Annotated in this window: 20 protein-coding genes and 1 tRNA gene; 10 read left to right on the forward strand and 11 right to left on the reverse strand. The window is 71.3% G+C overall.

Annotation, left to right across the window (positions count from 1 at the left end):
• Positions 1-55: 55 nt before the first annotated feature.
• Both ACN27J_RS14980 and ACN27J_RS14985 read right to left on the reverse strand, forming a co-directional pair.
• Positions 56-127, reverse strand: a tRNA-Gln gene (locus ACN27J_RS14980).
• 141 nt (positions 128-268) lie between these two features.
• A complete protein-coding gene (locus ACN27J_RS14985) occupies positions 269-898 on the reverse strand; it encodes a Crp/Fnr family transcriptional regulator (protein WP_421366878.1) in 630 nt (209 codons plus the stop codon).
• 505 nt (positions 899-1,403) lie between these two features.
• On the opposite strand from ACN27J_RS14985, the gene ACN27J_RS14990 reads away from it, so the two are divergent.
• From ACN27J_RS14990 to ACN27J_RS15020, 7 genes are all read left to right on the forward strand, one after another.
• Positions 1,404-3,281, forward strand: a complete 1,878-nt coding sequence (locus ACN27J_RS14990) for a dynamin family protein (RefSeq protein ID WP_421366880.1) — start codon at positions 1,404-1,406, stop codon at positions 3,279-3,281.
• The gene (locus ACN27J_RS14995) at positions 3,281-5,044 is read left to right on the forward strand and encodes a dynamin family protein (RefSeq protein ID WP_421366882.1); all 1,764 of its coding nucleotides are present in this window, start codon (positions 3,281-3,283) and stop codon (positions 5,042-5,044) included. Before ACN27J_RS14990 ends, ACN27J_RS14995 begins: the two co-directional genes overlap by 1 nt.
• Complete coding sequence (locus ACN27J_RS15000) at positions 5,041-7,035, forward strand: dynamin family protein (RefSeq protein WP_421366883.1); 1,995 nt, start codon at positions 5,041-5,043, stop codon at positions 7,033-7,035. The genes ACN27J_RS14995 and ACN27J_RS15000 overlap by 4 nt, the downstream gene beginning before the upstream one ends.
• A gap of 49 nt (positions 7,036-7,084) precedes the next feature.
• Entirely contained in the window at positions 7,085-7,993 is a 909-nt protein-coding gene (locus ACN27J_RS15005; RefSeq protein WP_421366884.1) for a hypothetical protein, read from the forward strand.
• Between the two features lie 22 nt (positions 7,994-8,015).
• Complete coding sequence (locus tag ACN27J_RS15010) at positions 8,016-8,606, forward strand: hypothetical protein (RefSeq protein WP_421366885.1); 591 nt, start codon at positions 8,016-8,018, stop codon at positions 8,604-8,606.
• A 125-nt stretch (positions 8,607-8,731) separates the two neighbouring features.
• Positions 8,732-9,703 carry an acyl-CoA desaturase gene (locus tag ACN27J_RS15015; RefSeq protein WP_421366886.1) on the forward strand — a complete coding sequence of 324 codons (972 nt, stop codon included), beginning with the start codon at positions 8,732-8,734 and terminating at the stop codon, positions 9,701-9,703.
• A gap of 156 nt (positions 9,704-9,859) precedes the next feature.
• A complete protein-coding gene (locus ACN27J_RS15020; RefSeq protein ID WP_281555416.1) occupies positions 9,860-10,465 on the forward strand; it encodes a TetR/AcrR family transcriptional regulator in 606 nt (201 codons plus the stop codon).
• Positions 10,466-10,498: 33 nt separating this feature from the next.
• Here ACN27J_RS15020 and ACN27J_RS15025 read toward each other — a convergent pair whose 3' ends face one another.
• From ACN27J_RS15025 to ACN27J_RS15050, 6 genes are all read right to left on the reverse strand, one after another.
• Positions 10,499-10,981: a DUF4383 domain-containing protein gene (locus tag ACN27J_RS15025; protein ID WP_421366887.1), complete on the reverse strand. Its 483-nt coding sequence runs from the start codon at positions 10,979-10,981 to the stop codon at positions 10,499-10,501.
• 125 nt (positions 10,982-11,106) lie between these two features.
• Complete coding sequence (locus ACN27J_RS15030; protein ID WP_416556897.1) at positions 11,107-11,559, reverse strand: DUF4383 domain-containing protein; 453 nt, start codon at positions 11,557-11,559, stop codon at positions 11,107-11,109.
• Positions 11,560-11,699: 140 nt separating this feature from the next.
• The gene (locus ACN27J_RS15035) at positions 11,700-13,550 is read right to left on the reverse strand and encodes an ABC-F family ATP-binding cassette domain-containing protein (protein WP_421366889.1); all 1,851 of its coding nucleotides are present in this window, start codon (positions 13,548-13,550) and stop codon (positions 11,700-11,702) included.
• Positions 13,550-14,506, reverse strand: a complete 957-nt coding sequence (locus ACN27J_RS15040) for a 4-(cytidine 5'-diphospho)-2-C-methyl-D-erythritol kinase (protein ID WP_421366890.1) — start codon at positions 14,504-14,506, stop codon at positions 13,550-13,552. Before ACN27J_RS15040 ends, ACN27J_RS15035 begins: the two co-directional genes overlap by 1 nt.
• Positions 14,507-14,569: 63 nt before the next feature.
• Entirely contained in the window at positions 14,570-15,454 is an 885-nt protein-coding gene (rsmA, locus tag ACN27J_RS15045; RefSeq protein WP_421366891.1) for a 16S rRNA (adenine(1518)-N(6)/adenine(1519)-N(6))-dimethyltransferase RsmA, read from the reverse strand.
• 4 nt (positions 15,455-15,458) lie between these two features.
• The gene (locus tag ACN27J_RS15050; RefSeq protein WP_421366892.1) at positions 15,459-16,343 is read right to left on the reverse strand and encodes a TatD family hydrolase; all 885 of its coding nucleotides are present in this window, start codon (positions 16,341-16,343) and stop codon (positions 15,459-15,461) included.
• Between the two features lie 127 nt (positions 16,344-16,470).
• On the opposite strand from ACN27J_RS15050, the gene ACN27J_RS15055 reads away from it, so the two are divergent.
• On the forward strand, positions 16,471-17,736 hold the full coding sequence (locus ACN27J_RS15055) for a hypothetical protein (protein WP_421366893.1): 1,266 nt from the start codon (positions 16,471-16,473) through the stop codon (positions 17,734-17,736).
• Between the two features lie 28 nt (positions 17,737-17,764).
• Here the strand turns inward: ACN27J_RS15055 and ACN27J_RS15060 are convergent, their stop codons facing one another.
• Together ACN27J_RS15060 and metG are read right to left on the reverse strand one after the other, a co-directional pair.
• A complete protein-coding gene (locus ACN27J_RS15060) occupies positions 17,765-18,403 on the reverse strand; it encodes a LysE/ArgO family amino acid transporter (protein ID WP_421366894.1) in 639 nt (212 codons plus the stop codon).
• A 4-nt stretch (positions 18,404-18,407) separates the two neighbouring features.
• Entirely contained in the window at positions 18,408-20,210 is a 1,803-nt protein-coding gene (metG, locus tag ACN27J_RS15065; protein ID WP_421366895.1) for a methionine--tRNA ligase, read from the reverse strand.
• A gap of 119 nt (positions 20,211-20,329) precedes the next feature.
• Here metG and ACN27J_RS15070 point away from each other — a divergent pair, with 119 nt between their 5' ends.
• Positions 20,330-21,250, forward strand: coding sequence for a hypothetical protein (locus ACN27J_RS15070; RefSeq protein WP_421366896.1), 921 nt, complete (start codon positions 20,330-20,332; stop codon positions 21,248-21,250).
• Positions 21,251-21,415: 165 nt separating this feature from the next.
• Positions 21,416-23,029 carry a dolichyl-phosphate-mannose--protein mannosyltransferase gene (locus tag ACN27J_RS15075; RefSeq protein WP_421372244.1) on the forward strand — a complete coding sequence of 538 codons (1,614 nt, stop codon included), beginning with the start codon at positions 21,416-21,418 and terminating at the stop codon, positions 23,027-23,029.
• Positions 23,030-23,379: 350 nt separating this feature from the next.
• Here ACN27J_RS15075 and ACN27J_RS15080 read toward each other — a convergent pair whose 3' ends face one another.
• Positions 23,380-25,287, reverse strand: a complete 1,908-nt coding sequence (locus ACN27J_RS15080) for a PAS domain-containing protein (protein WP_421366897.1) — start codon at positions 25,285-25,287, stop codon at positions 23,380-23,382.
• Positions 25,288-25,314 lie beyond the last annotated feature (27 nt).

Genomic DNA, 25,314 nt, shown 5'->3' on the forward strand with positions numbered 1-25,314 from the left:
CTTGACCACGGGTGGCACTCAGTGTCGCGACGGCGAGGCTGAGTGCCACGGGAAGCTCGGCCGCTAGGACTCGAACCTAGAATATCGGGACCAAAACCCGAGGTGTTGCCAATTACACCACGGCCGATCGGGCTACCGGCACAGCCTAACCTGCCACAGCCGACTCAGCCTACGCCGCGTCTCTCGCCGTGCGCCGTCGATCGCGGCGGGGCAGACCTCGATCAGTTCGACAACCCGGGCAGGCAGCCCGAACGGCCCGGGCGCGGCGTCACGGACGGCCCGGGCGCGGCTCGGCGTCCGATGCGATGGCGGCCAGCCGGGCCTGGTCGCGGATGACCACTGTCCGGTAGCCGGTACGCACCACCCCGTCCCGGCGCAGCACCGCCAGCGCCCGGTGCAGACTCGGCTCGGCTGCGTTGACCAACGCGGCGAGATCCGGCTGGCTCAGCGGTACGGCGATCCGGATCCCGTCGTCAACCGCCAACCCATGATTGGTGGCGAGGTAGTCCAGCATCCGGGCCAGCCGGGTGAGCACCGGAACTCCGCCGACGTCCACCCGGCGCCGGGTAGCCATCCGCAACTTGCCGACCATTGCCCGATTTATCGCATGCGCCGCATTCGGCCGGGTGGCCATGAAGGAAAGAAATAGATGCTGACTGATTACCCGGGCGGTGAGATCGGTGGCAGCGACAACCGTAGCCGAACGGGGTTGACCATCGATAGCGGCAACCTCGCCGACCAGGTCACCGCCGACCCTGATCGACAACAGCACGGTATGCCCGTCGATCGTGTTGCCCATCACCTTTGCGTAGCCGGCGAGCAGCACCATCACGTCCGTGTCGGTCGCTCCCTCCACAATCAGGGTGTTTCCCGGCCGGTACCCCCGCAGGGTACCCATTGTCGACAACTTGTCACGATCGTCGTCCGTCAAGGCATGCAGCAACGTGCCGGCCGGCCAACGTGACCAGCCCGAGACCGACAAGGGACGGCCAGCGTCCGATCCGATCGACATCCCGCACCTCCATGACACCGGGGCAATCCCATCAGACGACGGGGTGTGCCCGCCCAGGGCCACTTAGCCTCGTGCCATGACCCGCGTCAGCAGACGCCCGGATGCCAACGCAATTGGGAATTCTTCCAGCCCTCATCCACGACAAGCTCCACCGATCCGGTAGTTCAGTCTTACCAATAGCTGGTGAGCCCGACATCCGGTCGAATGGCCCCGGCTCGTCCGTCACCTTTGCACCCCCGCCAGTCGGATCATCGCACGGAACTGTGGCGCGACACGCGCCAGCCCGGTTGACCACACGACCGGAAAGGACGCACCAATGTCCACGACGACACCGCCCATCAGCCCACCAGGACATCCGTCGGTCGCTGATCATCTGCGATTCGTCAACAGGATGATCGACGAGTCCCCCGCAGAAGAGGTCTACCGATCGGGCTGGCGTACCCAGCTCACCCAGCTGACCGACCGGCTCGCCGACCCCACCTACTACCTGGCGGTGATCGGCGAGTTCTCCAGCGGCAAGACCACCTTCATCAACGCGCTGCTCGGCACCAGGCTGATGCCGGCGTCGGTGTCACCGACGACGGTCGCGCCCGTCGTGGTACGCCCCACCGCGTCGAAGTCCCTCCGGGTACTCCTGGCCGACGGCACCACCTGGTGGTGGTCAGGCGGAGCTGGCCGGGACGGATCCGGAAACGCGCCACCGCTGGCTCAGCTCGACGGGTTGGACCTGCCCTCGGCGCTGGCGCGTCTGGCCACCGACGAAAGCCTGACTCCAGTGGTCCGACGAGTGGAGGTCGGTCACCCGGCACCGGGCCTGCCCCGCGACCTGGTCCTGGTCGACACGCCTGGTACCAACGCCGAAGGTCACCACGACGAGGTAACCGCCCGTGCCGTCGCCGAGGCGGACGCGGCCGTCATCGTCTGTCACGGCGCGAAGGTCCTTCCCGAGACCCTGATCCGTTTCCTCAAGGCCACGTTGGACAGCCGCCTGCTGGCACGTTGCGTGCTGGTGCTGACCCACCTCGATCAGATCGACCCGGTCGAACATGAGCGGATCCTGCGCTCCGCGCGGCTACGGGCGACCCGGGAACTCGCGATCACCGACCCGCAGGTGGTGCTCTGCGCGCCCGGCGTCGTGGTGGGCGCCTTCTCCGGTGCCACCGATGCGGAACGCCGGCACTGGATCGACCAATTCGCGGCCACTCGAGACTGGCTGCGAAGGTCCGTCGAACACAGCCGGCCGATCACGGTGGCGGACACCGCGCTGCGCCTGGCCGAACGGCTCCTGGTCGACCTGGGTGGCGGACTGGACCACCGATCCGACGTACTGCGGGAGCAGCACCGGGAACTCGAACTCGCCCGGATCGCCGATCTGGGTTCCTTCCTCTCCGGACAGCGCCAGAGCGGCGGCGTGGAGCTCGCTGTCGGCCGTCGGGCGGCGATCGACGGCATCGAGCAGCTCGTCACTCAGGCACGTGCCGGGTTGGAGGGCCAAGTGACCGCTGCCGTGGTCAACTGCGGCGACCTGCGGACGACCCTGCAGCAGGACGTTCCTCAGCTGGTCCGGACCGTTCTGGACGAGCTCGGCGCTGCGGCGCAGGCAACTGTCGAAGCCGAACTGGGCGAGCGCTACACCGCCGCCTGCGCATCCTGCGACGACGCGTTCGACCAGGAGTACGCCCGCCTCTCCAGAGCTGCCGGCGTCCCGCACCTGGCGGTGCCCGTCACGCCCGCCGCGATCACCGATCTCGACCTGATCAACCCGTGGTCCTTCGCCGACGCGGTGCGGGTGGTGACCGAGGACGAGAAACGGGACCGGCGGGTGTTCGCCGTCGGTACGGCGTCCGGCGCGGCGATCGGCACGTTGTTCGCACCGGTTGTCGGGACCTTCGTCGGGGCGGCCATCGGATTCTTCGCCGCCGCCAGGGCGAGCCGGGACGCGGCCTCCGTCAAGCGCGACGCGGCGGGCCGAGCTGCCGCCAACGCCAACGCCATCCTCGACGCCGCTGCCGAGCAGTTGGCCGACGCGGCCTCGGCGGCGGCCGAGGGCTACCGCGTCACCTTCGACATCCGGTTGCGCTGGTACCACGACACGTATGTCTCGGCTGTCCAGGCCATACATGAACGCCAGCAGCGGCAACGCGCGGAGATCGAGGCGGAGCAACAGCGACTCTCGACGAACAGGGAAGAAATCTACCGGCGGGTCAGCGACGTGGAGCGCTGGCGCGCCAGCCTCGTCGTGGCGCCGTCGAGCCAAGGAGGTCAGTAGTGAACGAATCATCGCTACCCGAGCCCGCCGACGTCACGGCCCAGATCGAGCTGTGGCTGACCCGGGCAGGTGAAATCACCACGCAGAGCGACCTGGTCGGACCGCAGGAGCGGGTCGGTGAGATCCGTCTCCAGTTGGCCCGTGGTGGATTCCGGGCCGTAGTGGTAGGTGAATTCGGTCGAGGCAAGACGACCCTTGTCAACGAGGTTCTCGGGCGTCCGCTGCTGCCGGTCGCGACGAGCCTGGCGCAGACGGTGGTGGTCTGTGCGGGCACTCCGGAGAGCATCTGCGTGCCGGGCAGGGACGGGTACCAGCGCTTCGCACTGGACTCCGACGCGCTGGGCCGGCTCCGGACGACCGACCTGCTGGATCCGCCGGTGCGGATGACGATCGAGCATCCGCTGCTGGACAGCCTCGAGATGGAGCTGGTCGACACACCGGGTGGGAACGACCGCCGCAGCGGCCCTACCGACCTGGTCCGGCGGACCGTCGCCGAGGCCGACGCAGTGATCATGGTGGTGGCCGCGAACGCGCCGCTGAGCCTGGACGAGATGGCGATGCTGACCGACCAGGTGGTAGCGGGCGGAGCACCGCACGTCCTCATCGCGGTCAGCAAGCTCGACCTGGTCGATCCGCAGGAGCACGACCGCGTCCTGCACCGGATCCGGACCAAGACCGCCGCCGTCTCGTCGAACATCGACGTCGCGTGCCTCGCCACTCCCGGCAGCCCTGATCCGGCGGCGGCTGTGCGGGAGTGGCTGGTCACGGCTGCGGCACCGGGGCATCGCCGCCGGGCCCGCGCGGCGCACGCGGCCGTCCAGTTGGGCCGGGTGCTGCACACGCTGGCCGACACCGCCGGTGAGGCCGCCCGCCTCAGAAAACTGGACGTCGAACGTCGCCGGGCCGGGCTGGCGCAGGCGCGGTCCGATCTAGACAAAGAGTCGATGTTGTTCGACGAGTACCGCCTGGAGCTCCGCCGCCGCCATGCGGCGGTCCTCGCTCGGTTCCGGGCCGAGCTCGACGACGGGCGGACGCACCTGAGCGACACATTGCGCCACGAGCTGCGTCGGGCCAGTGACCCGCGAATCTGGTGGGATCGCGACATGCCACGACGGCTGCACCGCGAGCTCACCATCACCGCGGGCGAGCAGGACAACCGGGTACGGGGTGAGGTCATCTCGGACCTGCGATGGTTCGAGACAGAGATCCTGCACCGGTTCGGTGGCCATCAAATCGAGCTCGTCGTCGATTACGCCACGACGTCCGCTTCTCCCGTCGCCGCTCAGCCGATCAACCTGCCGCCGCTACGGCTCCGCAAGCTCGCGTACCGGGTCGGGCCGTCGACCGTGGCCCTCGCTGGCGCGCTGTTGGTGCCCGGACTCGGACCGATAGCAATGATCGGCGCCTCCATCGCCGGCACCCTGCTGACCGAGATCAAGCTCCGGATGGACGTGGAGGAGCAACGCCAGGTCGTCGAGGCGCGGCTCGGCACCCTGGTCGACCGGGTGGTGCAGGAGTTCGCGGACAGTGTCGACACCCGCCTGCGACAGCTCTACGACCATCTGGTCGAGACCACCGTCGAAGTCCGCCGCAGTTGGTACGCCGAGCGTCTGTCAGCGCTCGAGACGGTGCAGCACGACGACGATGACGGCCCCGACTGGTCACTCGTAGCCGAACGGGCCACCCGCCTCGCCAACGCCGTCACGGCGGCGACAAGACCAGACCAGCTCACCGGAACCGCCGCACAGGGAGGAAACAAATGACATCGACGCCGACCACCGACACCCCGACGCCCGAGGGAATCGGCCAAGTGGTCGGGATCCGCACCCGGCTGGCCGAGCTGACCAGCCGGACCAGGAGCGTCGCGGCTGGTCTCGACAATCAGGCGTCCGCCGAAGCCCTCGACAAGCTGCGCGAAAAGATCGACAACGACGACTTCGTCATTCTGATCGCCGGCGAGTTCAACACGGGCAAAAGCACCACGATCAACGCGATGTTGGGCGACCGCGTCCTTCCCGCGTACGCCGTCCCCACCACCGCCGTGCTCAGTGTGCTGCGCTGGGGGGAACAGCCGCACGCCAGACTGTTCAGGATCGACGGCGACGCACGGACCGGTCTCGCGGCCGATCCGGTCGACATTGCCGTCGCCGACCTGGAACTGCACGTCACCGTTGACGAGGCCAATCCGGACAAGGCCAACCCCTGGGGATTGGCGGAGATCAGCTGGCCGCTACCGCTGCTACGCAACGGCGTACTGGTGGTCGACTCGCCCGGTCTCAACGAGGATGCGCAGCGCAGTCGAGTGACCCACGGTTACCTGGCCCGGGCCGACGCCGTCGTGTTCATCCTGGACGCGACCCGGGCACTGGCAGCGAGTGAACGCGAGTTTCTCAACTTGCATGTGCGGGCACTCGGCCACGAGGACACCTTCTTCGTATGCAACAAGATCAACCAAGTTCTCGATCCGGAGGAGCAGGACAAGGTCCGACAGCGGGTACGCCGGCTGTTGGGCACCCAGTGGCACGCCGGCGACGACCGGGTGTTCTTCGTCGACTCCCACGCGGGTCTGTACGGGCGTCGCTCTGGCGACCACGCTGCGGTCGCGGCCTCGGGGATACCACAGTTCGAGCAGCAGCTGACGCACTTTCTCGGCAGCCAGCGGGCAAAGCTCAAGGTGGTGCCGCCGGCACGGCACCTGCAGGGCATCACCAGCCAGCTTCGGGAGAGCATCCACCGGCAGCTGATCATGCTCGACCGCGACGTCGAGGAGCTCCGCGCGGCGTACGAGCGGGCCCAGGAGCCGCTGCGGCAGTTGGAGCAGCAACGACAGTTGATCATCAAGCTGGTGGAGCAGCATCTCGCGGCGGCCACCGACGATGTCCGCGTCAAGGCACGGCAGCGGTTGCGTGAGGCAGCCGACCTGTGTTCGCAATGGGCCATCGAGATCGACCGGCAGCACCGGATCAGCTGGCGGCCTTGGGACTTGCCGCAGCAGGTGGAGGCAGCAGCCAAGGAGGTGTCGGAGCGGCTGGACGCCCGGATGCAGGAGCACTTCGCCCACTGGCAGCAGAACGAGCTGGTTACCCTCCTCACCGAGCGGGCCGAGGCGCTGGACCGGGACGTCGACGACAATCTGCGTCGCTTCTCCGACCAGGTCGACGCACTCAAGCTCAGCTTCGCGCCGCAGGCCCGCGTCGACACCGACCCGGGCAAGCAACCATCCGGGCTGGAGAGAGTGTTGTCCACGGCGATCGGCTGGGTCATCAGTCCCGGCGCAGCGGTCATCGGTGGTCGTTTCGGCTTCCGGGAAATGCTGCGCTCAGCGCTGCCACAGATCGCGCTTGGGGTGGGACTGCTCATGCTCGGTGCCGGGCCGTTGGCGTTTCTCGCCATTCTGCTGGGCAGTGGGCTGGCCACCAACTTGATCAAGACCAAGAGGGCCGATCAGAAGCTCACCGAGATGATAACGGCCAAAGTGGCGGAGAAGATCAGGGAAACCGCCGCAGAACAGGCCGACGCGCTGGCCGCCGAGGTGGCGGCCCAGTTGGCCGTGGTACGGGCCGCCGTCGACGAAAGCCTGGGTACCCGGCTGCGCGAGGTCCGCGACGAGGCGTACCGGGCTCTGCAGGAGCGGGACAAGGGCGAGCAGCACACTGCCGGGACGAAGCTAAAGCTCAGCATGCACCTGGAAACGCTCAAGGTCGTCGAGGACGACGTGATCGAAATCATCACCGATTTCGCGACCCGACCGTGACCAGGACCTCCGGGTCCCGGGCCGCATCTGACGAAAGGATCCGATCGACATGGCGAAGTACGTCCGCCGGATATGCGTGGCCACCGACATCGAGTTGTACACCGGGCGGACGAACCCTGAGCAGGAGGAGGGCCAGGGCCGGCTCATCAGAATGATCGACTACGCCTGCCGGCGGGCCGGGCTGACCGGAGTGGCCCGCCAGCGCAGCGGGGACGGCCAGATTCTCGTACTTCGTCCCGGTATCGACGAGGCGCGGGTGGTGCCGACTCTGATCCTCGGCCTGCGCCACGCCCTGTACGAGAACAATCGTGACCCGGGCATGTTCGGCCGGATCAGGTTACGGACCGCCATCTGCCAGGGTGTGGTGGCGGACTCGTCCAATGGCTGGGTGGGGCAGGCGGTGGTCGCCGCCGCCCGTCTGATCAACTCCGCTCAGGTACGGGCCGCACTGGCCGAGCGGAGCCAGGTGGATCTGGCGTTGGCGGTGCCGGACGACCTGTACGAGGATGTCGTGCGGCAGCACCATCCCGGTCTGCAACCCGGACAGTTCCGGCAGATCGTCGTGAAGGAGAAAAACTACTCGTCGCTCGCGTGGCTGCACAGCCCGGAGCCGGGACCGACCGCCGACCCGTCCGCCAGACGGGTTCCATGGTTGCCGATCGGTGCTGCGTTCGGGGTCGGTGCGGTCGGCGGCGCGTTGGTCGGGGCCGGCCGTACCACGCTCGGATCTGGCGGCACGCCGGGACTTCCGCCGTCCAGGACACCGGGGCACGGGACACCGGGGCACGGTCAGCCCGGCCGGACGGTGCGGCCGACCGCCGCCGGCTGGCACCCGGCAGCTGCGGAAGGCGTCCCCAGGCGCCCGGAGGACGATCCGGACGACGATACCGGCGCAGACACCGACATTCTGCACGACAGTACCGACGACGCAGTGGACGGGCTCGATGGAATCCTCTGAACCGGCAGCGGTGCCGCCTGCCGTGGTACCCCCGGTCGTCCTGACCCCGACCGCCTCGGGCACACCCACGATGCGGCCGGCCGGGCCGGCCGGGCCGGAGGTCGACGCCGGGGGGCGGCTCAGTCCGGCCGAGGAGTTGCAGGTCGCCACCGCGATCAACGCGTCGTTCCAGGCGGCGACGGCACAGGCTGACAGCAAGGTCAACATGTTGGTGGTGGTCCATCCCGGCGCCACCCTCATCGCGGTCAGCCAGGCCGGTCAGATCGCCGGCGTCGTTGCACACGGCGGACTCCAGGCGGCGTTGGCCATCCTCCTGACCGTGGCCTTCATGGTGTGTTTCGTTGCCTCGGGCCACCACATCATCGCGGCGCTGCGCCCCCGCACCGCCGTCGCCGGCGATGCCAACGTATTCGCTTTCCCCCTTGTCCGCCCGGGCGGAGCCACCCTGAGCGGTTACACGGTCGAGCAGTTGGCAACGCAGGCCTGGCAGTTGGCGGGGGTACTGGCGGAGATTGCCCGGACGAAGTACCGCCATGTTCGCAAATCCATCCATTGGGTGGCCGCACTGCTGATGATCGTCGTGGTCTGGTCTCTCGTGGTGCCCGGACCGTAGAAAACTACGGCTGCGTAGGTTACGGTGACGTAGGCGTAAGTTTCCGATCTTCACCGCTGGCCGCCACACCGGCTCCGCAGGGCCCCGGCGCACCGCGGTGGAACCCGTCACCGCTGCGAGGTGCCATGTCCACTGCCCTACTCGAGCCGCCACAGACCACCCCCGGCCCCGCCCCCAAGCCGCTGACCGTCGGCAAGCAGTCGCTCGGCGTACTGATCGCTCTCGGGGCCTTCGTGGTCATCCCGTTCCTGGCGGTCGTCGCCGCCGTCCCGGTCGCCTGGGGCGGCTGGCTCGGCTGGTCCGACGTGATCATCGGAGCGGTCTTTTACGTGGTCGCCGGGCTCGGCATCACGGTCGGCTTCCACCGGTACTTCACCCACGGGTCGTTCAAGGCGAAGCGGTGGCTGCGGATCGCGCTGGCACTCGCCGGGTCGCTGGCCATCGAGGGCAACATCATCCAATGGGTCGCCGACCACCGCCGGCACCACGCCTACAGCGACATCGAGGGCGACCCGCACTCGCCGTGGCGCTTCGGCACCAGCGTCTGGGGCCTGACCAAGGGTCTGCTCTACGCCCACGTCGGCTGGCTGTTCCACCGCGACCTGACCAACCAGGAGCGCTTCACCCCCGACCTGCTCGCCGACAAGGACATCCGCCGCATCGACCAGTTCTTCCCGGCGCTGGTCGTGTTCACCATGCTCGCCCCGGCGGCGATCGGCGGCCTGGCGACCTGGTCCTGGCAGGGTGCGCTGACCGCGTTCTTCTGGGCCGGCCTGGTCCGGGTCGCACTGCTGCACCACATCACCTGGTCGATCAACTCCGTCTGCCACGTCTACGGCGAGCGCCCGTTCGAGGTACGCCAGGGCGACAAGGCGTCGAACTTCTGGCCGCTGGCGATCCTCTCGTTCGGCGAGAGCTGGCACAACCTGCACCACGCCGACCCGACCTGCGCCCGCCACGGCGTGCTGCGCGGTCAGATCGACATCTCCGCCCGGGTCATCTGGCTGCTGGAGAAGTCCGGTGCCGCGTCGAACGTCCGCTGGCCCAAGCCGGAACGCATCGCCGCGAAGCGCATCAAGTCCGTCACAGAGGTCTGACCGGGACAGTGCCGGGCACCCGCCGGGTAGCCCGGCACTGGCAGGATGGGCCGAGTGACGGACAACCCAACCACCAACGGTGACGCTTCACCGGGCGGCACACCGGCACCGCCACCACCACCGGCGGTGCCGGCCAAATCGAACTCCCGGGTCCGCATGTCGGCCGCGCAACGGCGGGAGCAGCTGATCACCATCGGGCGGCAGCTCTTCGCCGAACGGGGGTTCGACGCCACCTCCATCGAGGAGGTCGCCTCCCGGGCGAAGGTCTCCAAGCCGGTGGTGTACGAGCACTTCGGCGGCAAGGAAGGGCTGTACGCGGTCGTGGTGGACCGGGAGGTCCGCGCCCTGCTCGACCGGATCACCAACGCGCTGACCGCCGGGCACCCACGGGAGCTGCTGGAGCAGGCCGCGCTGGCGCTACTCGACTACATCGAGGCGGAGACCAACGGCTTCCGGGTGCTGGTCCGTGAATCGCCGCTGCTGTCGGCCGCCGGCAACTTCTCCAGCGTAATGAACGACGTGGCGCATCAGGTGGAACACATCCTCGGTGCCGAGTTCAAGAGCCGGGGGTACGACCCGAAGCTCGCCGAGCTGTACTCCCAGGCGCTGGTCGGGATGGTGGCGCTGACCGGGCGCTGGTGGCTGGAGGTACGCAAGCCGCGCAAGGAGACGGTCGCCGCGCACCTGGTCAACCTGGCCTGGAACGGACTGTCCCACCTGGAAGCGAAACCCACCCTGCTGACCCGGCGCCGCAACCACTGACCGCCGGGCCGGGTCGGGTCGGGTGGCGTACGCTCACCGCCGGGCCCGCTCGGCCGGTCGGTGCGCGCCGCGCCGGTAGCGTTCCTCGTCGCCGGCCGCCTCGGCCGGCCCCACCTTGTCGTACAGGCCGGTGGCCAGGAAGACCAACCCGAAGATCAGCGACACGATCACCGTCGACATCGAGAAGTTGAGGAAGTTGGCGTCGGTCTGCAGCAGGGCCATCATCAGCAGGCCGGTGACCATGAAGACCACCGCGATGGTGAGGTTGGCAAGGTGCCCGGCCCGGCCGCCGATGATCGCCCCGATCAGGATCAGCCCGCCGTAGACGATCGAGGAGATCGAGAAGGCGAGGTTGGTGCGCAGCCCGAGCACCCAGACGTCGTCCCGGGCGAACAGCGGCTCGCCCCAGGTGGCGGCCGTTCCGGCGATGCCGAAGATCAGCACATACAGGCCGGTCAGCCCGGCGATCGTCCGGTAGACCGGCCGCAGCGGGTGATTGACCGGGATGTGCGCCATGGCTGCCGCTCCTGTCGCCGACCGGGGCCAGCGTCGCGGCGACGCGGGCCGTCTTTCCCCGGATTCTCCCGCCAGGAGTGGGCGGCGCGCAGCAGAACCGCCCGGTAGGCGGCTGCGGGACCAGGTCAGAGCACCAGCCGGCCGTCCCGCCACGCCTGGGCCTCCTGCTCGGTGCCGGTCCGGCCGTACATGGCGGCCATCAGCAGCACCAGGCCGATGACCATCACGACCAGGCAGGTGCTCACCGTGAAGTTGAGGAAGTTGGCGTCGGTGCGCAGCACCGCCAACTCGGCCAGGCTCAACGCCATCAGGCCGTACGCCAGCACCTTGTTGATCGCCGTGTCGATGTTGCGGCCGAGCCCCACGCCGGCCAGTACGGCCACGCCCAGCACCAGACACAGCCCGGAGAAGCCGAGGTTGGCGCCCTGACCGAGCACCCGGCTGTCGTTCTGCGCGAAGAGGGCGTCGCCGCTGGTGACGATGATCCCGACGACACCGAAGATCACCAGGTAGAGGCCGGTCAGCGCGGCGACCGCCCGATAGATCGGCCGGGCGGGGTGGTTGACGGGGGTGTGCATGGGGTCTGCTCCAACGCCGACGGGGGGTGGTCGCCGACGATTGTCGCTCATCGCCCGCGACCAGCGGGGGGTGGCCCCGGCCGGCGCGGCCCAGCTCACCAACCGGCCCGGCTCACCTGACCCCCCGGCTCACCCGACGCCTAGCTCACCTGCTCGGCCAGGGCGAGCCACTCCTCCTCGGTACGGCTGCGCTGCGCCTGTACCTCACGCAGTCGGGCGTCCAGCTCGGCGAGCCGGTTGAAGTCGGTGGCATGCCGGGCCAGTTCCTCGTGCAGCGCTGCCTCCTGCTGCTCCAGCTTGCCGACCTGGCGCTCCAGCCGGGCCAGCTCCTTGCGGGCCGCCCGCAGGTCACCGGCGGACAGCCCGCCACCGGCGGCGTCATCCGCCGACCGGTCGCCGGCCGCAGCACCGGAACCCGCCGGCCGGTCGACCCCGGAGCCGGGTCCGGCGGCCCGCGTCGCCCCGGCACCGGCGGCACCGCCGGCTCGTGCCAGGTACTCGTCGACCCCGCCGGGCAGGTGCACCAGCCGGCCGTCGCCGAACATGCCGTACGCCTCGTCGGTGACCCGCTCGATCAGGTACCGGTCGTGGCTGGCCACGATCAGCGTGCCCGGCCACGAGTCGAGCAGGTCCTCAAGCGCCGCCAGGGTGTCGGTGTCCAGGTCGTTGGTGGGCTCGTCGAGCAGCAGCACGTTCGGCTCGTTGGCCAGCAGTCGCAGCAGCTGCAGCCGACGACGCTCGCCGCCGGACAGGTCACCGACCGGGGTCCACAGCCGCCGGTCGGTGAAGCCGAACATCTCCGCGAACTGGGTGGCGGCCAACTCCCGGTCGCCGAACACCACCCGGCGGGCGACCTCCTCCACCGCCTCCAGCACCCGCAGCTCATCGGGGAGTTCGGCCAGCTCCTGGGACAGGAACGCCGGCCGGACCGTCGCCCCGGTGACCACCCGGCCCTGCTGCGGGGCGCGGACTCCGGCCAGCAGCCGCAGCAACGTGGTCTTGCCGGCACCGTTGGCACCGACGATCGCGATCCGGTCCCCCGGACCGATCTGCCAGGTCAGGCCGTCGAGGATCAGCTTGTCCCCGGCGTACGCGGTGACCTCGTCCAGCTCGTAGACCTGCTTGCCGAGCCGGGCGGTGGCCAGCCGGTGCAGTGACACGGTGTCGCGCGGCGGCGGCACGTCGGCGATCAGCGCGTTCGCCGCCTCGATCCGGAACCGCGGCTTGGAGGTACGGGCCGGCGGGCCACGGCGCAGCCAGGCGATCTCCTTGCGGAGCAGGTTCTGCCGGCGGGCCTCGGTGGCCGCCGCGACCCGCTCCCGTTCGGCGCGGGCCAGCGTCCAGGCGGCGAACCCGCCCTCGTAGGCGCGAACCGTCTGGTCGGCGACCTCCCAGGTGTCGGTGCAGACCTCGTCGAGAAACCACCGGTCGTGGGTGACCACCACCAGCGCACCCCGGCGACGCTGCACCAGGTACGCGGCGAGCCAGGCCACCCCGGCCACGTCCAGATGGTTGGTCGGCTCGTCCAGGATCAGCAGCTCAGCCGGGCGGATCAGCAACGCGGCCAGGGCGATCCGGCGCCGCTCGCCGCCGGACATCGGCCCGACCGGCTGGTCCAGACCGAGGTGTGGCATGCCGAGACCGTCCAGGACGGTACGCACCCCGGCGTCGCCGGCCCACTCGTGCTCGGCGCCGAACCCCTCGGCCAGCCACGCGGTGCCGAGCACCACGTCCCGTACGGTGGCGTCACCGGCCAGGTCGAGCGTCTGGGGCAGCGCGGCGACCCGCAGGTCCCGGCGGTGGGTGACCCGCCCGGCGTCGGGTTCCTCGGCCTTGGTCAGCAGCCGCAACAGGGTCGACTTGCCGGCACCGTTGAGACCGACGACGCCGATCCGGTCGCTGTCGTCCAGGCCGAGGGAGACTTCGGTGAGCAGCGCCCCGGCGGCGCCGTAGCCCTTGGACACCCGGTCCAGATTGACGATGTTCACCATCAGACCAGCCTGGCACCGGCGACGGCGCCGTGCGCCAGGTGCACGTCGCGGCAGACCCCGGCGTCGTCGAGCGCGGCCGCGACGGTGCCCGCGACAGCCGCGTCCGCCGCCAGGAAGACACAGGTCGGGCCGGATCCGGAGACCAGACCGGCCAACGCCCCGGCGGCCACCCCGGTGTCCAGCACCTGCTTGATCGCCGGACGCATGGACAGCGCGGCCGGCTCGAGATCGTTGCCGAGCGCGCCGGCCAGCACCTGCGGATCCCGCTGGCGCAGCGCGGCCAGCAGCTCGTCGGCGGCGCCGACCGGCGGCGGCGCCGCACCGGCCGCCCGCAGCCGGTCCAGCTCGGCGTACACCTGGGGGGTGGACAGGCCGCCGTCGGCCACCGCGACGACCCAGTGCCAGGTGGTGGGTCGGGCCAGCACCGGGCTGATCGCCTCACCCCGGCCGGTGCCCAGCGCGGTGCCGCCGTGCAGCAGGAACGGCACGTCCGAGCCGAGGCCGGCGGCCAGCCCGGCCAGGTCGTCACGGGACAGCCCGGTCCCCCACAGTTCGTCGCAGGCGACCAGCGCGGCGGCGGCGTCCGCGCTGCCGCCGGCCAGGCCGGCGGCGAGCGGGATCTGCTTGCGCAGGTGCAGTCGGGCGTGCGCGGGGACCCGGGCGTGCGCGGCCAGCGCCCGGGCGGCGCGCAGCACCAGGTTGGAGTCGTCCAGTGCCAGCTCGCCGGTGCCCTCACCGTCCATGGTCAGGATCAGGGTGTCGGCCCGCCGGGCGGTCAGCTCGTCGTAGAGCGCGATCGCGTGGTAGACGGTGCTCACCTCGTGGTAGCCGTCCGGCCGGAGCGGGCCGACGGCCAACCGCAGGTTGATCTTGGCTGGCACCCGCACCTTGACCGAGTTGCGGGCGCCGCGACGGAAAACCTCGTCCTCGTCGCCCGGCCGCCACGCCTCGGTCACCGGGAAATACCCCGGCTGAGGTGGGCCGCGCGGGTACCTCTCGTCACGATCACGGCCGCCAGCCTACTCGGCCACCGTTTCGGCCAGCGGCGCCGCCGCAGCGATCGCCGCGAACTGGGCCACGGTCAACGCCTCGCCCCGCGCACCCGGGTCGACCCCGGCCGTGGCCAGCACCGCCGCCGCCCGGTCCGCGCCGCCGGCCCAGCCGGCCAGCGCCGCCCGCAGCGTTTTGCGGCGCTGCGCGAACGCGGCGTCCACCACGGCGAAGACCTGCCGCCGGAACCGGTCCACCGGCTGACCCGCCGGCACCGCCGGTGGCTCCCGCCGGGTGAACGCGACCAGCCCGGAGTCGACGTTGGGCACCGGCCAGAACACGCTCGGCGGGACCCGACCCGCGGTGCGGGCGGCGGCATACCAGGCCAGCTTCACCGACGGTACGCCGTACGTGCGCGAGCCCGGGCCGGCGACCAGCCGGTCGGCCACCTCCTTCTGCACCATCACCAGCCCCTGCCGCAGGCTGGGCAGCTCGGCGAGCAGGTGCAGCACCACCGGCACCGCCACGTTGTACGGCAGGTTGGCCACCAGCGCGGTCGGCTCCGGCCCGCCGAGCCCGGCGGCGGTGATCCGCAGCGCGTCGGCGGTGTGCACGGTCAACCGGGCGAGGTCACCGCCGCAGCCAGCGACGGTCGGCGGCAGCGCCCCGGCCAGCACCGGATCGATCTCCACCGCGTGCAGGTGGCGTACCTGGTCGAGCAGGCCCAGGGTCAACGAGCCGAGCCCGGGGCCGACCTCCAGCACCACCGAATCGGCCGGCAGGTCGGCGGCGGACACGATCCGCCGGACCGTGTTCGGGTCGTGCACGAAGTTCTGCCCGAGCCGTTTGGTGGGCGCCACCGCCAGCCGGCCGGCCAGCTCCCGGATCTGCGCCGGGCCGAGCAGCTCGGTCACCGACTCACCACGGCCCGAACACCCGGTCACCGGTGGCCGAGATCGCGGCGCACAGCTCGGCCAGGTCGGTGCCGGTGACGTCGGCCAGCAGCCGGACGGTGTGCGGGATCAGGTAGGAGGCGTTCGGCCGGCCCCGGTGCGGCATCGGCGTCAGGTACGGCGCGTCGGTCTCCACCAGCATCTGCTCGACCGGCGTCACGGCGGCCGCGGCGCGCAGCCCGGCGGCGTTGCCGAAGGTCACCGTACCGGCGAAGCTGAGCACGAAGCCGCGCCGCACGCAGTCGGCGGCGAAATCCGCGTCGCCGGAGAAGCAGTGCATCACCACGGTCTGCGGGGCGCCTTCGGAGTCGAGCACCCGCAGCACGTCGGCGTGCGCGTCGCGGTCGTGGATCACCAGCGGCTTGCCGTACCGCTTGGCGATCGCGATGTGCGCCCGGAAGCTGGCCTGCTGCGCGGCGAGGCCGTCCGGCCCGGTCCGGAAGTGGTCCAGCCCGGTCTCGCCGATGCCGCGCACCCGGTCGGCGGCGGCCAACGCCTCGACCTCGCGCAGCGCCTCGTCCAGGTCGGTCAGTCGGGGTGCCTCGTTGGGGTGCAGGGCGACCGTGGCGACCACCGCCGGGGTGCCGGCCGCCAGCTCGGCGCCCCAGCGCGACGACTCCAGGTCGACACCGACCTGGACCAGCCGGTCGACACCGACCGCTCCGGCCTGGGCGATCAGGGTGGCCACCGGGTCGCCGGTGTCCCGGCCGGGCACCGCCGGTTCGGCGACGGTCAGGTCCAGGTGGGTGTGGCTGTCGATCACCGGTACGGGCAGCGGGTCGGGTGGCGGTGGGAACTCCCCGGCCCGGCGGGCGGCCCGTTGCCGGCGGGTCTCGGCTGGCTGCGTCATCATCGGACAGCATCACACGCCCCGCTCCGGCCGGTTCACCGGCCCACCCGGGCGGCACCGTCAATGGACATCCGCCGGCAACCGCGCGTTCACCCGAAGCGGTGACCCGGCAACTACCGTCGGCGACGTGACTCTGAGCTCTGCGCGTGGCGGCGTCGCCGATGCCCCGGCCGGTCTGCACGTCCGCTTCGAGGGTGCGGTCTACCCGGCTGAGGAGATCGCCCGGGGCGCCGCGTACCGGCTGGTCAGCCTGGACCCGGTGGCCGGCTTCCAGCGCGACGGCCGGGGCCGCTGGTTCCGCCACGTGCACGCCAGCGAGGTCGGCCCGGTGCCCGGCGCGGGTATCTCCGGTGCCGGCGCAGTGGGCGAGGACCGCGCCGACGACCCGGGCGACAGCCCGCTGATGGCCCCGTTGACCCGGGCCGCCAACTGGGCGGACATGCACCAGCTGAGTCAGACGCCGACGGCCGCCGACCATCCGGCGATCACCGTGGTCCGGCGTACCGCGACGGTCCGGCGCGGCACCCGGATGATGAAGGTCCTCTCCGGCCGACAGGTGGCCGGATTCCTGCGTGGCTGGTCACCGGCCGGTTTCTGCTACCGGGAGTACGACATCGCGCACCTGCGTACTCCGGCCGACCTGGCCCTGCTGCGCACCGACGACGGAGGCGGGCGGGACAGCCTGGAGGTGGCGTACGCGCTGCGCTGGCGGGCCATCGGCGCCGACGACTACGAGATCCCGGCCGGGCCGGCGTACCAGGGGCTGGTGGCCATGCCGCCACGGGACCGGATCGGCCCGCCGGTGCTCGGCACCGGGTTCACCCCGAGCGAGCGTCACCTGATCCCCGAGTTCGTCACCGCCGGCTGCACCGACCTGCCGATGCCGGCCAACGCCGCCCTGCTGGCGTACACCCCGGACGGCGCGGAGGTGGTGCTGTACACGTACCAGCCGGAGCAGCGCGGCTGGATCCGGATGGCCGGACCGCAGCGACGGCACCTGCTCGACGGCATCCCCGACGTCCCGTCCGACCAGGAGTACCTGCGCACCGGCGACCTGCCGCAGTCGACCCAGCTGGTCGGCACCCACGACGGCCAGACGTACGAGGCGGTCGCCGACCCGCCGCACGAGTTCCGGGTGCTGGCGATGACCCGGGCCGCCCGCTACCCGGTCGACTCGCTGGCCCGCCGGGTGCGGCTCGCCACCTGGCGCGACGCCCGCTGCCAGGTGCTGCGGCAGGACTCCGGGTGGAGCCGGCTGCGGCTGTGCCGGCCCACCCCGGAGGCGGTCGCGTCGCTCGGCGCGCAGTGCTACGAACGCGGCGTGTACGAGGTGTGGGCACCGAGCGTGGAGATCTCCGACGAGGGACCGACCGACCTGCCGTACCAGCTGTGAACCAGCGGGGCCAGAGGTGGCGCCGCGCTCACCCGGCGGCCAGGTGGGTCAGCTCGACCACGAAGTAGCCGGCGAAGACCAGCATGATCGCGCCGGAGAGCCGGTCGAACCAGGCGATCGCCCGCGGCGTCAGGAAGCGACGCGCCTGGGCGGCACCGAACGCCAGGATCAGGAACCAGGTCCACGACGCGGAGAGTGTCCCGGCGGCGAACGTCGTCCGGGAGTCCGCCGGCTGGGCGATCACCGCTGCCCCGATCACCCCGACCATGTCGAGGATGGCGTGCGGATTGAGCAACGAGACGCTGACCGTACGCCCGACGACCTGGCGGACCGACCCGGCCGCCGCCCCCGGCCCCGGCCCGCCCGGCGGGCCGACGGTGAGGTGCCCGCCGGCGGAACGGATGGACCGCACGCCCAGGTAGGTGAGGAAGACCGTGCCGAAGACGAGCAGCGCCGGCCGCACGCCCGGCACGGTGGCGATCAGGCCGGACACGCCGGCAACCCCGGCGACGATCAGCAGCGTGTCGCAGCAGCCGGCGGCCAGCACCGCCCACAGCGCACGCGGCAGGCCGACCGCCAACCCCTGGCTGACCACGAAGACGTTCTGCGGCCCGATCGGCATGATCAGGCCGAGGCCGAGCAGCAACCCGGCGAGGTAGTCGGTCACCCGGTCAGGCAGTGAGCCGGGCCAGCTCCTCGTCGACGATCGACTCGTCGAGCTTGCGGAACACCGGCTTCGGCGCGGCCAGCGGCCGACCGGGCTCGACCGGGGTGGACTCCCACCGGGCACCGTCGCGGTAGTCGCCGGTGAGGATCGGGTACGCCGGCCCGCCATCGAGGTCGTCGACCTCGACGATCCGGGGCATCGGCGCGTGTACGCCGGTGCCGCCGAGCAGCTCGTGGATCTTCTGCGCCGAGTGCGGCAGGAACGGGGTGAGCATGGTGTTCGCGTCGGCGACCACCTGCAGGGCGACGTGCAGGACGGTGCCCATCCGGGGCTTGTCCGCCTCGCCCTTGAGCTTCCACGGGGCCTGGTCGGACAGGTACCGGTTGGCCTCGGCGACCACCCGCATCGCCTCACCGATGGCCTGCTTCTGCCGGTGCCGTTCGATCAGCGCGCCGACCGTGCCGAACGCGGCCCGGCTGGTCGCCAGCAGCGCTTCGTCGGCGGCGGTCAGCCCGGCCGGGTCGACCGGCGGGATGGCGCCGAAGTTCTTGGCGGCCATCGAGATCGACCGGTTGACCAGGTTGCCCCAGTCGTTGACCAGCTCGTCGTTGTTGCGGCGCCGGAACTCGGCCCAGGTGAAGTCGGTGTCCTGGCTCTCCGGGCCGGCCACGGCGATGAAGTAGCGCAGCGCGTCGGCGTCGTAGCGGGCCAGGAAGTCCCGCACGTAGATGACCACCTGGCGGGAGGAGGAGAACTTGCGCCCCTCCATGGTCAGGAACTCGCTGGAGACCACCTCGGTGGGCAGGTTGAGCCGACCGAGCCGACCGGGCTCGCCGCCGTGGTCGCCCTCGCCGGAGTAGCCGAGCAGCAGCGACGGCCAGATCACCGAGTGGAAGACGATGTTGTCCTTGCCCATGAAGTAGTAGCCACGGGCGTCCTCGCCGTCGGTGTCCGCGATCCACCAGCGGCGCCAGGCGTCCGGGTCACCGGACCGCCGGGCCCACTCGATCGAGGCGGACAGGTAGCCGATGACCGCGTCGAACCAGACGTAGATCCGCTTGTCGCCGCGCTCGCGCCAGCCGTCCAACGGGATCGGCACGCCCCACTCCAGGTCCCGGGTGATCGCCCGGGGCTGCAGGTCGTCGAGCAGGTTGCGGGAGAACCGCAGCACGTTGGGCCGCCAGCCGTCGCGGGTGTCCAGCCACTTGCCGAGTGCCTGGGCGAACGCCGGCAGGTCGAGGAAGAAATGCTCGGTCTCGACGAAGCTCGGCGTCTCCCCGTTGATCTTGGAGCGTGGGTCGATCAGCTGAACCGGGTCGAGCTGGTTGCCGCAGTTGTCGCACTGGTCGCCCCGGGCGGCGTCGTAGCCGCAGATCGGGCAGGTGCCCTCGATGTAGCGGTCCGGCAGGGTGCGACCGGTCGACGGGGAGATCGCGCCGAGGGTGGTCTTCGGCACGATGTAGCCGTTGCGGTGCAACGTCTCGAACAGCTCCTGGACCACCTGGTAGTGGTTGCCGGTGGTGGTCCGGGTGAACAGGTCGTAGGACAGACCGAGCCCGTGCAGGTCCTCGACGATCACCCGGTTGTACCGGTCGGCCAGCTCGCGCGGCTTGAGCCCTTCGCTGTCGGCCTGCACCTGGATCGGCGTGCCGTGCTCGTCGGTGCCGGAGATCATGAGCACGTCGTGACCGGCCATCCGCATGTACCGGCTGAACACGTCGGAGGGCACCCCGAAACCGGAGACGTGGCCGATGTGGCGGGGCCCGTTGGCGTAGGGCCAGGCGACCGCCGCGAGAACGTGACTCATGCGACCAGCCTAGTTAGTGTCACCAGGCGTACGCGAACGGGTTGCCGAGCCGCCCGACGGAGCGCGACACGCCTGGGGGGTTCGCCCCTGCTCCACGTACCGGGGTGTGGAATGGCGGGGTGACCGGGGAACCCAGCATGCCGGAGTCCGACGGGCCGACGACCGCCCGACCCGCCCGGGAGCCGACCGCCCGGCCCACCCGGGAGCCGGCGGGCGCTCCCGGGCAGCGTCGGCGGCGGCCGAGCCCCTGGGCGACTGCCGGGCCGGAGGGCACCTGGTGGCACGGCGGCGAATCAGCCGCCGCCCAACCGGCCACGCCGGTGACCCCGGACGCCGACGGGCCGGCCCACACCAGTGCACCAGCCGACACCAATGCACCGGACACCCGTGCACCAGCGGCCACCGGCGCACCGGCCGACACCGGCGAACCGGATGCCGGCGCAGCGACCCGTGACGGCAGACCGGTGCGGACCGTGGCACCGGTAGTGGAGCGGCCGCCGGGCCGCCCGGTCGCCCGTCAGCGGCGGACGCGGACCCGGCGGACCCGCCGGCCGGCGACCGGCATCGCCTGGATCGTGGTCGTCGCGGCGGCGGCGGCGTTCCTCGGCTGGGTCAGCGCCGAACCGCTGTGGCTGGCCGTCGGCCGGGGCGTCCCCGGCACCGCCACGGTCACCGACTGCACCGGCGACGGGTTGGGCCGACGGTGTCTCGGCGAGTTCGCCGCACAGACCGGTTTCACCGTCGACCGGGTACGGCTGTTCGGCGTACCGCCGGTGGACCAGGCCGTCGGCGCCGAGCTGACCGCCCGGATGTTGCACCGCGAACGGGACACCGCGTACGTCGTGGCCGATCTGGTCGTGCTGCACCTGCGGTGGTCGGTCGGCTGGGGGCTGACCGTGCTGCTCGGCGTACTGCTGATCTGGGGCAGTGGTGCCCGCCGGCTGGCCAGCGCGGCGGCCCGCCGGGGCGCCACGGTCGCCGCGTTGCTGGCACCGGTCCTGCTGGCCGCCGGGTTCCTGGCCGCCGCCTGGAGCGTCTGACATCGACCGACCGGAGCAGGCATCGACCACCCGCAGCGCAGCGCATCGACGACCCGAAATATATTCTTCGGCGGGGAGGTCCCGCGACGTCGGGCGGCAGCCTACGATCACGGGGTGATCTCGGCGGCAGACTCGGACGCGGCAAGCGGTGAACCAGCGGTGACGGTGACAGCGGACCGGCCGGTCCGTCCTCCGGACGCCGGCCCGACGGGTCCCCACCCGGGCGGCACCGGGGCGTCAGGACCGTCGGGGCCGACCGGCGGGGTCGGGCTGCCGGCCGTGGTCCGCCGCCGGCTGGCACCACTGGACAACTGGCTGGAGCCGTGGTCCTGGCTGGCCACCGCCGTGGTGGTGACCATCGCCGGCGTACTGCGGCTGGTCAACCTGAGCCACCCGCCGGGCCTGATCTTCGACGAGCTCTACTACGCCAACGAGGCCAACGAGCTGCGCCAGTACGGCTTCGAGTGGGACGAGACCAACAACACCCCGGCGTACGTGGTGCATCCGCCGCTCGGCAAGTGGATCATCTCGCTGGGCGTCCGCTTGTTCGACTTCACCGAGTTCGGCTGGCGGATCTCGGCGGCGGTGGTCGGCATCCTGATGGTGCTGATCATCACCCGGACGGCCCGGCGGTTGTTCCGCTCCACGGTCCTCGGCTGCACGGCCGGGCTGCTGCTCGCCCTGGACGGCTTCCATCTGGTGCTGTCCCGGACCGCCCTGCTCGACATCTTCCTCGCGTTCTTCGTGCTCGCCGCCTTCGCCGCGCTGGTCGTCGACCGGGACTGGAGTCGGCGGCGGTGGCTGCGGGCGGTCGACGACGGGCTCGATCCGACTCTGCCGGGCCGGGCCGGCCGACCGCCGTTCGCCGTACCGTGGTGGCGGCTGATCGCGGCGCTGCTGCTCGGCTGCGGTCTCGCCGTCAAGTGGAGCGCGCTGTGGTTCATCCCGGTGTTCGGCCTGCTGGTGATCTGGTGGGAGGCCGGTGCCCGCCGGTCCGCCGGGGTCCGCCGGCCGTGGCTGGACGCGACGCTCGGCGAGATCGGTTGGCTGGTCCTCGGCGGGGTGCTGATCCTCGGCACCTACCTCGCCAGCTGGTCGGGCTGGCTGGCAACCGACGGCGGCTACCTGCGGCACTGGCGGGCGGACAACGGCATGTCCGAGGCGCCGGTCATCGGCGCCCTGCAGAACCTCTGGCACTACCACACCCAGGCGTACGGCTTCCACAGCACATTGGAGACGGAGCACCGCTACCAGTCGTGGCCGTGGCAGTGGCTGCTGCTGGGCCGCCCGGTCGCCTTCCACTGGACCGACCAGACCGCCTGCGGAGCACCCAGCTGCGCCGAGGAGGTGCTGCTGCTGGGCACTCCGCTGCTGTGGTGGTCGTTCCTGCCGGCCCTGGCGGCGCTGGTCTGGCTCGGTATCGCCCGCCGGGACTGGCGGGCCGGGGCGATCCTCGCCGGGGTGGCCGCCGGGCTGCTGCCGTGGTTCTACTACGCCACCGAGGGCCGGACGATGTTCTCCTTCTACACCGCGCCCGCGCTGCCGTTCCTGATCCTCGCGGTGACCTATGTGCTCGGCGCGATCGTCACACCGTCCGGTGGGCCGGCGGTCGCCGACCCGGCCGGCAACGACCGACGGTTGGTCGGCGCGGTGGTCGCCGGCACCTACGTCCTGCTGGTCGCCGTCTGCTTTGCGTACTTCTACCCGATCTTCGTCGGTGAGCCGCTGCCGTACGAGGACTGGTCGGCGCGGATGTGGCTCGGCGGGCGCTGGATCTGACCATCGCGGCCGGCCCGCTCCCGGCCCGCTGCCCGTCCGGTGGTCCACGGACCCGTCCGGTGGTCCACGGCCGCCGGACGGGTGCCGTCAGCCGATCGTGGACTCACCCGACCCAAGTCTCCACTGTAATCAGCAGCGTCGGCTGACACAGCAGGTGGGCGAGGGTGCCGGAGAGCGTTGGAAGACAAAAGAAGCGCGCCCCGATCGCCTGCCACGGGGGAAGCGGGCGATAGGGGCGCGCATGAAAAGCTTAACCAGGTCGACCCCTGCCGCACAACGGGCCAGGCAAGGCTAGTTTGCGGTTCAGCACGGAACGGAACAACCACCAAAAGCGACATCCACTGTCATAGTCAGCGAAAGCGGCGGCGAAGGCTGCGTCGGTTCTGCCCCGGCGCGCTGCGGTCGATCCGGCGAAGCGCCACCTCCGAGTCACGGCGACGCTGATCAGCCAGATCACTGAAGGTCAGCACTAGGCCGCGTACCCCCGGCACCCGCCGCAGGTCCCGGCACCGCACCTCGAGCAGCACGTGGCTGCCGTCCGGCCGGCGCAGCACCCACTGGTCACCCACCGCCGAACCGTCGTCCCGGTCACCGGCCGCGCCGAGGGTCCGGGACACCTGCGCCTGATCGGCGGGGTGCACCAGGTCCCGCCAGTCGGCGAGGACCGCCGGCTCGATGCCGAACAACCGGCTGCACGGCGGACTCGCGTACCGGATCCGGTCGTCCGCTCCGACGATCACCACCGCGTCGCCGGCGGTGCCCGCGACCAGATTGAGGTAGCGGTCCCGGTCCCGCCGGGCGGCCTCCTCGGTCGCGGCGATCCGGTGCAGGGCCAGCGCCGCCTGAGCGGCGACCACCTCGATCGCGTCCCGACCGGCGGCCAGCACCCCGTCCGCCGCCCCGACCAGCAGCGCGGTACCGGTCCCGGCCGATGGGGCCGGCGCGGCCAGGCCGCCCTGGTGGCCGTCCGGGCCGGCCAGGGCGGCCACCAGGGCGGCCGGTGCCGGGGCGAGCCGGTCGGCCAGGTCCGGATGCAACAGCCGGGTCGGCATGATCCGGGTACGCCGCCGCGCCGCGTCTACCGGCAACGGGTCGTCGACGACGACCTGTGGCTGCCAGTCGGCCACCGACTCCGGGTCGGGCGGCTCGCCGCCGGCCCCCGCCACCGGGCGGCGCACGGCGAACAGGACCTGGTGATCAGTCCCGGCCGGCAGCAGCTCGCCGACCGACCGGCGGACCATCTCGGCCACCTGCGCGATCGTGGTGGCCGACAGCAGCCGCGTCCCGGCCCGGCGCAGCGACCGTTCCCGGTGCACCGCGGCGCGGTGCCCGGTCACCGAATCGACCACCCGGGTCACCGCGAGCATCGTGGTGAGACCGGCCGCCGCAGCGGTCACCAACCCGTCGGGCAGCTCGGCCGGCTCTCCGGCGAACGCCTGGATCACCAACAGGAACGGCACCGTCAGGCAGGTGATCGTCAACAGACCGACCCGCATCGCGGCGACGTCGTCCGGGCCCCGGTCGGACCGGGTGGCCAGCCGAGCCATGTTCGGGTGCAGGGCGGCGACCCCCCAGCTGACGTAGAAGACGTACCAGCCGAGTTCGGCCGGGTGCCCCGGCTGCCAGCCGGCGTTGAGTTCGGCGGCCGCGTACCAGACGTCGGCGGCCAGCATGCCGGCCGCGCCGACCGCCAGCCCGATCACCGTCGGATCCCGCCAGGCGGCGGCCGCCAGGCGCAGCATCACCACGACGACCAGCACCCCACCGAGGCCGTGTACGGCCAGCAGCGCCTTCTCCACCGCCGGCAGATCCACATCGGTCACCGCCGGGCCGACCACCAGGGTCCAGGTGACCAGGCCGGTCACCACGACCAGCACCAGGGTGTCCAGCAGAGCGGACCGGTCCCGCAACGACACCGTGGTCCGGGCCAGACTGAGCACCCCGGCCGCGAGCAGGCCGAAGGTCGCCAGGTAGGCGGCGTCGGCGATCAGCGACAGAACCTCGCCGGCAGCACCCGCCGTACGCCGCGACAGTTCGTAGTGGACGTCGCCGACCGCCAACGCCCCGGCGCCGCCGGCCAGCAGCAGCCAGGGAAGCCGGCGGGGCGGCCGATGCCGGTGGATTCCTAAACCGACCGCAGCCACGCTGACCACGCCGATCGCCCCCCACCAGACGGCGGCGGCAGCCGGGGCCCAGAAGACCGCCACGCCGAGGACAGCCTGCACCGCGAGGTAACCGGTCAGGACGCGCCGTGGCACCGGGACTCCTTCATACATTGGCCGGGC

Origin of the sequence: Solwaraspora sp. WMMB762 (assembly GCF_049179115.1) — a bacterium.
In the GTDB taxonomy this organism is placed as follows: Bacteria; Actinomycetota; Actinomycetes; order Mycobacteriales; family Micromonosporaceae; genus Micromonospora_E.